The 2,267-nt window shown below is 73.6% G+C and carries 1 protein-coding gene; it reads right to left on the bottom strand.

The window, feature by feature from the left end; translation table 11 throughout:
* Nucleotides 1-138: 138 nt before the first annotated feature.
* Nucleotides 139-2,229, bottom strand: coding sequence for a xanthine dehydrogenase family protein molybdopterin-binding subunit (locus tag ACFWW9_RS43800; RefSeq protein WP_390389166.1), 2,091 nt, complete (start codon nucleotides 2,227-2,229; stop codon nucleotides 139-141).
* Nucleotides 2,230-2,267: the final 38 nt, after the last annotated feature.

Below are 2,267 nucleotides of genomic sequence, written 5' to 3'. Positions count from 1 at the left end.
GGGGGGGGGGGGGGGGTGGGGGGGGCGGCGCGTTTGTTGGGGGGGGGGGGCGTCACACCCCCCCCCCGGGGGCGCCCCCCCCCCCAACCCCCCCCAAAATCCTGGCGGGGCCCCCCACCGCCCCCCCCACCACAAGGCCTAAACCATTACTCGGTCCAGCCTGATCGGCAGGCTTCGCTGTCGGACGCCGGTCGCGTGCCAGACGGCGTTGGCCACGGCGGCGGCGGTGCCCACGATCCCGACCTCACCGACGCCCTTGGCCCCACCGGGGACGCTGGGGTCGTGGTCCTCGACCCAGTCGGCCTCGATGTCCGGCACGTCGGCGTGCGAGGCCACGTGGTAGCCCGCGAGGTCCCCGTTCACCAGGCCGCCGAACTCCTTGTCCCGCAAGCCTTCCTCGTGCAGCGCCATCGACAGGCCCATCGTCATCCCGCCGACGAGCTGGCTGCGGGTCGTCAGCGGGTTGATGATCCGGCCGGCGGCGAAGATCCCCAGCATCCGCCGGACCCGCACCTCCCCGGTCGACGGGTCCACGGCCACTTCCACGAACTGAGCGCCGTGCGAGTAGCGGTCCTGCTTCGCCAACGCCCCGATCGCCGCGGCCGTGTCGGCGCGACCGGTGATCCCCTCGGCGGGGATCTCGTGGACTCCCACCAACTTCTCGCGGAGATCCGTGGCGGCGGCGATCACGGCCCACGACCAGGACGCCGTTCCCCGTGACCCACCGGCGAACCAGGCCTGGCCGAGGTCGCTGTCGGCGATCTTCATCCGCACCGCCGACGGGGACACCTCCAGGGCGTCCGCCGCGACCAAGGCGAGCGCGGTGCGCGCCCCGGTCCCGATGTCGGCCGCGCCGATGGCGACCGTGAACACCCCGTCCGGCGACGCGGTGATGGCCGCCGTCGACGGCAGTGCCCCAGCGCCGTAGATGCCGACCGCCATCCCGGTTCCCGTGAGCCAGCGGCCTTCCCGGCGGACGCCGGGACGCGGGTCGCGGTCCGCCCAGCCGAACCGGCGGGCACCTTCCTTCAGGCACGCCACCAGGTTCCGGCTGGAGAACGGGAACCCGCTCACCGGGCCGACCTGCGGCTCGTTCCTCAACCGCAGCTCCACCGGGTCGACCCCGGTGGCCTCGGCCAGTTCGTCCATCGCCGACTCCACGGCGAACGACCCCGGCGCGCAGCCGGGGGCCCGCATCCACGTGGGGGTCGGGAGGTCGACCTTGACCACCGAGGTCCGGACGCGGATCGCGTCGGCCGCGTACAGGGCGTTGGTGACCTCGCCGTTGCGCTCGATGTACTCGTGGATGGTGGACGTGTGGCTGGCGGTCTCGTGGTCGATGGCCCGCAGCCGCCCGGTCGAGTCCGCCCCCAGCCGGATCCGCTGGGACGTGGCGGGCCGCATCCCGGTGACCGAGAAGACCTGCCGCCTGCTCAACGTCACCCGTACCGGGCGGTCGAACAGCGTCGCCGCCATCACCGCGAGGATGAGCTGCGGTCCGAGCGCCTTCGACCCGAACCCGCCGCCCACGTGCTCGGCCCGCACCCGGACCACGCCGGGCTCGAACCGGAACAGCGAGGCCAACACCTGCGACACCAGGTAGGAACCCTGGTTGGCGTCGACCACCTCCAGCCGCCCGTCCTCCCACCGGGCCATGGCCGCGTGCGGCTCCATGGCGGTGTGGTGCTCCTCCGGCGTGGAGTACCGCTGGTCCACCACGACCGGCGCGACGGCCAGTTCCGCGTCCACGTCGCCCTTGCCGGACTCCGGCGCGGACGCGGGGGAGTACGCGTCGGGGTGGGAGGCGGAGAACTCGACGTCGTGCGGCTCCTCCGCGTACGTCACGACCAGCGCCTCGGCCCCGGCCCGCGCCTGCTCGATGGACTTGGCCACGACCAGCGCCACCGGCCGACCGACGTGCGGCACCCGGTCGTCCTGGAGCAGCTGCAACGTCCCGTCGCCGACGCCGAAGATGCCCGCGTCGGGGTTCAGCCGCGGCGCGTTGCCGTGGTGCACGACCCCGAGCACCCCCGGCATGGCCAGCACCGACTCGGTGTCCAGGGAGGTGATCCGCCCGCGCGCGATGGTCGACAGCACGAGCCAGCCGTGGGCCAGTCCGTCGATCGGGACGTCCGCGGCGTACTTGGCCGCGCCGGTGACCTTCTCCAGGCCCTCCAGGCGGACGTGGGACGTGCCCACGGCGCCCGGCCGCGTGATGCTCTCGGTCATCGAGCCGCCTCCTCGGCGATTTCGGTCAGCACGGACAC

The sequence above is a fragment of the Umezawaea sp. NPDC059074 genome, assembly GCF_042738955.1.
In the GTDB taxonomy this organism is placed as follows: domain Bacteria; phylum Actinomycetota; class Actinomycetes; order Mycobacteriales; family Pseudonocardiaceae; genus Umezawaea.
Note: the sequence above shows the minus strand (reverse complement) of the source record. Positions and strands in the feature narration are given on the sequence as shown.

What these genes read in the sequence shown, in the direction of transcription:
- ACFWW9_RS43800 (WP_390389166.1), bottom strand. Translation starts at nt 2,229, where the DNA reads ATGACCGAGAGCATCACGCGGCCGGGCGCCGTGGGCACGTCCCACGTC.